Consider the following 7,033-nt stretch of genomic DNA (forward strand, 5'->3'; position numbering starts at 1 on the left):
CTTCAATTCTGCGGGGCGGGGCGGGCGGCAGCGTCCGCGGGGGTTGGGAGTGCGTGAGCGGGGTGCGCGGTCGGGCGTGTAGGGCTGGGAATGAGGGGGCGCTGAGGTGGGAATGTCCCAAATTCCACGTATTAGAATATAACTATTCTATTTGCGCAGGTCAGAGGGTTGCAAATCTTAGCTGCAGATGTACTACTCTCAACAACTCGAAGATTTGGGACATTGAGCCTCGGGGCAAGGGGTCTGCGGCCGGAGGTGGTCTGGTTTTGGCGAAGTTAGAACGCGCTGCCGGAGGAGCGCGAAAGAGGGTGAAGCGTTGTAAGCGCCGTAGACGGCCTGAAAGTGGCTGGGAGATACCTGAGCAAGGATGCAAAACTGCGTCCCGCATTTCGGGAATGCTCCAAAAGGGCGCTTTGAGGCGTAGCGGGAGCGGAAAGTGTCCCAAATCTTCCACTCTGTTTTTATAACTTTCTGTTTCTGCAGGTCGGAAGGTTGCGAAAATTTGCCGCAAATCTGCTACTCGCCGAAAGTGGAAGATTTGGGACATTTGCCCCTTGCGTTGCCTATGACAGGGAAGTTGGGAGCGCGTCTGGAAGGTCCGCCCGGAAGCTTTAGCAACACACGTCACACCTGTCACAACCCACCTGGGCTTTTGGCTACTGTAGGATGTATATTTCGAGAACTGTCTGCGCCGTGGGAAGCACCTCGTGGGAAGCATCTCTCGGGAAACCCCCACCCCGCAGGAGCTGCCAGAGCGCAACCACGAACGCAAGCTCAAGGTCCTACACACACTCAACAGCCGGCGGAAGGTCAACCAGTGGCGAAAATCCTGTTTAACCTCGGACGATGGTCCTACCTGCACAAGAAGCGGGTGATTGCCGCCTGGCTGCTGCTGTTCGTCGGCATCACGGCGGCCGCGCTGGGATTCCAAAAGGGTTTCAACGACGTCTTCGAAATCAAAGACGTGCCCTCCACGCACGCCACGGAAATGCTCCAAGAGAAATTCCCGGGCACGAAAAACCCCGCCGAATCCACCGACGTCAACATAGTTTTCGGAGCCCCCGAGGGGAAGAAACTCGAAGACCCAGAGTTGATGGCGGCAATGGATGAGACGGTGGCGTCATTAAAGAACAACGTGCCCAACTTCAAAGAGGGCATGCAGTTCGGCAACCCGGTAGAGCTCAACGACAAGCTCGGAAGAATGCTCGTCGACCAGATGACGAAGCAGGGCATGCCCGAAGCTACCGCGAAATCCGACGCGGAGAACCTGCGGATGTACTCCGCCGACGGGCGCTACGGCACCATGAGCTTCAGCTACGACGTGCCGCTGCCCGCCGACGTGACCGACGAGGATCGGCAGGCGGTGTACGACGCGATCCAGATCTCGCGCGACGCCGGCATGGACGTGGAGGTCGGCGGGCCCGGCTTCGGCGACCCCATCGCCGTCGAGCCGATCTCGGAAATCGCGGGCGTGGTGGTTGCGCTGATCATCCTGTTGTTCACGTTTGGTTCGCTGCTGGCGGCGGGGTTGCCGCTGGCCACAGCGATCGTGGGCGTGGGTATCGGCGCGCTGGTGACAGTGGGTGCGACGGCGGTGCTGCCGCTGAACTCCATCACGCCGACGCTGGGGCTGATGATCGGCCTGGCCGTCGGCATCGACTACGCGCTGTTCATCATGTCGCGCTACCGCGATGAGCTGCGGCAGGGGCGGTCGCGCCCAGATGCGATTGGCCTGGCCGCGGGAACTGCGGGTTCCGCAGTGGTTTTCGCGGGCCTGACGGTGACGATCGCTCTGGTCGGTCTGCGTCTGGCGAACATTCCGTTCCTGTCGTACATGGGTTACTTCGCGGCGATCAGCGTGATGGTCGCGGTGGTTGTGGCGCTGACGTTCTTGCCCGCGCTGCTGGGGGCGTGTGGCTCGCGGGTCTTTCGTAAGGACGCCACGTTTGGCGCTCAGTACGCCTCCGCCCTCGTGGGGGAGGATTCGGCGCATGGGTATTTCACGGGCGGTCCGGCAGGCCGCGGGCGTGCGGCCCGCGTTGACAGGGATGACGGGGCTGACGAGGCTGACGGGGCTGACGTGGCTGGCGCTGAGGTTGGCGACGGGGCTGGCACCAGCGCGAGTGCTGCGCGCGCGGTAGCGCGCGGGGAGCGCCAGCGCGCGGGCGACGGTCAGCACAAGCAAGGCCTGGCGAGCCGTTGGATCAGGCTGGTCTACAGCTTCCCGGGAATCTCCATTGCAGTGGTGATGCTGGTGCTGGCCGCTCTGACTCTCCCGGCTCTGAACCTGCAGCTTTCGCTGCCGAATGACAAGACGTCGAATGTGGACTCCACACAGCGGAAGTCCGCCGAGATGCTCGAGGAGGGCTTCGGACCAGGCCGCAACGCTCCGTTCCTGGTGATAGTCAACGGCGAGAACGCAAACCCGGAATCGCCGGCGCTCGCCACCTATATCCAGGGTCAGGCGGACGCGCAGGGCGCTGGAGGCGACGCACACGGTAATGAGGCGCCGCACGGCGGCGAGCAGCCGGCGCAGGGCGCGGGAGACTCCCGGGCAGCTGAAGGTGAGAACGGAGATGCCCCGGACGCGCCGGGTGCGGCGCCCGGCCAGGGCGCAGAAGGCGCGGGGGCTGGCCAGGGTGAAGATGCGCAGGGCGCTGGCGACAAGACCAAGGCCGCGGCGCAGGCGTCATTTATCTACGCGATGGAGAACCTCGGCAGCAACATTCATGTGAAGCACGCGCAGCTCATCGGCCAGAGTGAGGACGGGCTCGCCGCGCAGCTGCTGATCACGCCAGTAGGCGGGCCGACCGAGGAGAGCACCGCCACGCTCATCCACGCGCTGCGTGGACAGCAGAACGTGATCGAGCAGGAAACCGGGGTGGACATGGGCATCACCGGCCTGATCCCCATCCAGCAGGATGTCACCGACCAACTGTCGAACGCCATGCCGATATACCTCCTGCTGGTCGTGGGGCTGGCGCTCGTGCTGCTACTGATGATCTTCCGTAGCATCACCGTGCCGATCATGGCGGCACTTGGATTCCTACTCTCCGTCGGCGGCGCCTTCGGACTGACCGTGCTGGTCTGGCAGGAAGGCTGGGCCGGGCTGTGGAGCTCGCCGGGGCCGCTGATCAGCTTCATGCCGATCTTCCTTATCGGCGTGACCTTCGGGCTGGCGATGGACTACCAAATGTTCATCGTGTCGCGCATGCGAGAACGCTTTAAGCACGAATCCTTCGAGGCCGCGAAGACCTCCAAGTACACGCCCGTTGAAGACTCTGTGATCTTCGGCTTCGGCATGGGCGCGAAGGTTGTGACCGTGGCGGCGCTGATCATGATCGGCGTGTTCGCCAGCTTCGTCTTCCAGCCGCTGCCGTTCGTGCAGATCTTCGGCTTTGCGCTGGGCGCCGCCGTGCTGTTCGACGCCTTCCTCGTGCGCATGACCTTCATCCCCGCCATGATGATTCTGCTCGGCAAGGCCACCTGGTACATGCCCAAGTGGCTGGACCGCATACTGCCGACCTTCGACGTCGAAGGCTCGCAGCTGGAGCGCGACTTCCGCTCCGGCGAGATTCAGCGCCTCGACGACGAAGGGCGTGCACTGGAGCCGGCGGAAGCGACGGAGGAGCCGGCGGAAGCGGCACGCTAACCCAGGCTCGGCGCGCTAGCGGTGGCCGCGGCGGCCCGGCTTGCCGAGCCGCAGGCACCCGCCCCCCTGCGCGGCCATGCCGCGCAGCCGCCGCCCGCCGGCCCGCGGAACCTTCGGCAAACGCTAGCCCAGGCGCTCCCGCCAGGCTGGGCCGTAGTAGCGCCCCATGAACTCCTCCCGGAACTCATAGAAACGCCCCTGCTCCATGGACTCGCGAATCCGGTCCACCAACCCCACCATGAAATGCAGATTATGCAGGGTGCACAACGTCCCGGCCAGATACTCCTTCGCCTTCAACAAGTGGTGAATATAAGCGCGCGAATAATTCTCCGAGACATAACCGCCTACTGCGGCGTCAATAGGAGAAAAATCCCTCTTAAACCGCGCACCCATAAGATTCAGCCGACCGTCCAGCGTGTACACGCCACCGCGGCGGCCCAGGCGAGTCGGCGCGACGCAATCGAACGTGTCCGCGCCGGCCTCAATCGCCGTGAATAGGTCATCCGGCTCCGAAATACCGAGCAAGTGGCGGGGCTTATCCTCCGGCAACTCCTCGGCAACCCAGCGGACGATCGTGCCGAGGTTCTCCTTCTCCAGCGCGCCGCCGATGCCGAAGCCGCCGAAACCACGGTTGCCCTGCGCTTCCGCCTCCTCGGACAGCTGCACCAGCCCGCGGGCCGCCTGTCTGCGGAGATCCTCGTACTGCGCGCCCTGCACCACACCCCACAGAGACTGCGGTGGGCGGTGCGTGCGCAAGTCCGTGAGCCGCTGGTGCTCCGCCAGGCAACGGCGAGCCCAGCGGTGCGTGCGCGCGACGGATTGCTCCTGGTAGGGGCGGGTATTCACCAGCGTGGTGAGTTCGTCGAACGCGAACATAATGTCCGCGCCCAGCTGGTGCTGGATCTGCATCGACACCTCCGGCGTGAAGCGGTGCTTGCTGCCGTCGATGACGCTGCGGAAATCCACGCCGTCCTCGTCCACCACGGCCATGCGCTTTTTCTGCTGCTGGATGATGTCCGCCTCGCTGCGGCCTTTCGTGTCCATGGCCAGGACTTTCTTGTAGCCCACGCCGAGGCTCATGACCTGGAAGCCGCCGGAGTCCGTGTACGTCGGCCCGTGCCAGTTCTCGAAGGTCGCGAGCCCGCCGGCCTCGTCCACGATGTCCGGGCCCGGCTGCAGGTATAGGTGGTACGCGTTGGAGAGCATCGCCTGCGCGCCCGTCGACCGCACCTGCTCGGGCGTGAGGGTCTTGACCGTTGCTTTTGTCGCCACCGGGATGAACGCTGGGGTGTGGATGTTTCCATGCGGAGTCTTTATGACGCCCGTACGCCCCAGCGCGCCCGCGCCTGCGTCCACTCGCGCGCTTCCGCCTGCGCTGGCACCCACTCGCGCGCTTCCGCCTGCGCTGGCACCCGCGCCCGTGCCTGTGCCCGTGTCTGCGTTCGTACCCGAGCTCGCGCCCGTGCTGTCGTTATCGCGCAGCCGGGTGCGCACTTCGAAGGATAGGTCTGCGTTAACGCCGGCGCTGGCGCCCGCGTTGGTGCTCTGACCTGTGCTAACGCTGACGCTGGTGCTGGCTGTGTGCTTGCCAGCGCTGGTGTTTCCCTGATCTTCGGTCATGGCACCCCAGTTTATCGTCCGCTTCGCTGTTTCCACTCTCCGCGCTGCCGATTCCCCGCCGTCCCCAACCTCGGCGCTCTCATTCTCCGTCCTCGCGCCACTCACCCCGCCGTTTCTTGCTTCCTTTCGCGGGCGCCCCCCGGAGAGTGTCACATCAACCCCATCGGTCACACACCGCGCAGCTGTTGGCCCGGGCTAAAGTGCGGATGTCCAAAATCTACGAGTTATTGAAAGTAGCGAGTGTGCAGTACAAAATTGCGACGCTCTGACCTGCACAAATAGATTAGTTATATTTTAAGACGTGGAATTCTGGACATTCCGCGTCGTGAGTGTCGGAAAATGTGCAAAACCTCCCCTGCTCGCCTGGCTGATCGGCGCGCCCCTGCCCCTGCCGGCGCATCAAAAATCGCTTAAACGGGCTGAGAATCGCTTAGCCGTCACGGGGCTTCCCACGCTGGCACGCCTCCCCGGTAGCTGGTGGTGGGAAACTCAAGTCCGTTCCGGGTCATCTGTCTGTGGAGCCTGCAAATATCCGCCACGGCGGTGCCATCGCGAAAGTTGTCACGGTCCACCCGGTAAATCCGCGCACCGAGGTTCTGCAGTTTGCGCTCTCGTGCGCGCTCGCTGAGGATCTGCCGTGCGGCGAAAACCTCTTCGTTGATCCCGCCGCCCATCGCACCGAAGGTGTCGCTGCCCGTCTTCCCGGGTTGGTATTTGCTCTGTCCGTCGTACTCGATCACTAGCCCGCAAGGGTAGAAGAAGTCCACTCGACCTGCGAGGTACCCCTCATAGTGCAGTTCCACTTGTTGTAAAGGTGCAGGTAGTCCTGCTTCCCAGAGTTTCACCTTCAGCGCGGATTCCCGCGGGCTTTCGGATGCGCCATTGATCAACCGAAGTGATTCTCTTGTCTTTGAGATCCCTCGGAGTTTCCGCAGTCTGCTTGCGTCGGCACGCAGTTCCGCTATGAACTCCGGAGTTCCCAATCCGCCCATTGCGGCTCGGGCTGCGAACTCTGCGGCCACGACTGCGTCCGCCACACTGTGCCACCGAGCGAGATCGATGATCGTATCGTTAACGCTGGTGAGCCGCACCTCCCGCAATCCGTTCGAGGTTTCTATTTGCAGCGTTTCCGCACGTTTGGCGGCGGTCGCGTGCAATGGTCGTGGGGTTCGGAGGTGCAGTTTCGCGGTTGTCCCTTCTGGCGGATGGAACCCGATCTCCGCGTTGGAGCTAGCGCGCCCCGCGATCGGCAGCCCCCACATCAACGCTGCGGACTGTCCGCAGAGTATTCCGTTTGTGCAGCTCAGGCCGTGTGCTATCGCATGGAGACGCACCTTTTCGTCGCGCGGCAGCGCATCCCAGTGCACCCGCTCGGCGTAGATCCCCGGCGCAATCTTGTAATGCCGCTGTCCGCGCGCCAGCCCTCGCCGAGCACCGCTCGGAAGCTCTTTCGCCTCGATAAGCAGCGTTGTTGTTGTCTTTTCTTTCTGACGCCCCCACGTCAACGAATTCACATTTCCCCCACACGTTGAGCTGGCCCCTTGGCTTCAAAGTATCGCAGAACAGTATTGCAGAAAAGTAGTGCAGATCCAGGGGTAGCCTTGCCAGGGAAAGCGGAAGTAGGAGGCGACGGCATCGTGCGAGCAGCGGAGCAGGCGGACAGCCGGGCGGGGGAGACAGCGGCACCACAGGTAGGGGAGACGGTGGCAGCACAGGCGGGGGAGACGGGTGCGGCGAGAACTGGGGGCTCGGGGGAAATGG

Annotated in this window: 3 protein-coding genes; 1 reads left to right on the forward strand and 2 read right to left on the reverse strand. The window is 63.3% G+C overall.

What is annotated here, in order from left to right; all coding sequences use genetic code 11:
- The first annotated feature begins 817 nt into the window (after positions 1 to 817).
- The gene (locus MHX63_RS10335; RefSeq protein WP_239388722.1) at positions 818 to 3,652 is read left to right on the forward strand and encodes an MMPL family transporter; all 2,835 of its coding nucleotides are present in this window, start codon (positions 818 to 820) and stop codon (positions 3,650 to 3,652) included.
- A gap of 123 nt (positions 3,653 to 3,775) precedes the next feature.
- On the opposite strand, the gene tgt is transcribed toward MHX63_RS10335, so the two are convergent.
- On the reverse strand, positions 3,776 to 5,272 hold the full coding sequence (gene tgt, locus MHX63_RS10340) for a tRNA guanosine(34) transglycosylase Tgt (RefSeq protein WP_239388724.1): 1,497 nt from the start codon (positions 5,270 to 5,272) through the stop codon (positions 3,776 to 3,778).
- Between the two features lie 437 nt (positions 5,273 to 5,709).
- Positions 5,710 to 6,786, reverse strand: a complete 1,077-nt coding sequence (locus tag MHX63_RS10345) for a hypothetical protein (protein ID WP_239388726.1) — start codon at positions 6,784 to 6,786, stop codon at positions 5,710 to 5,712.
- Positions 6,787 to 7,033: the final 247 nt, after the last annotated feature.

This window comes from Corynebacterium sp. ACRQK (genome assembly GCF_022345965.1).
Classification (GTDB): Bacteria; Actinomycetota; Actinomycetes; order Mycobacteriales; family Mycobacteriaceae; genus Corynebacterium.

Bases quoted from the DNA above. Each gene is read 5' to 3' on its own strand.
- tgt (WP_239388724.1), bottom strand. From the start codon at position 5,272: ATGACCGAAGATCAGGGAAACACCAGCGCTGGCAAGCACACAGCCAGC.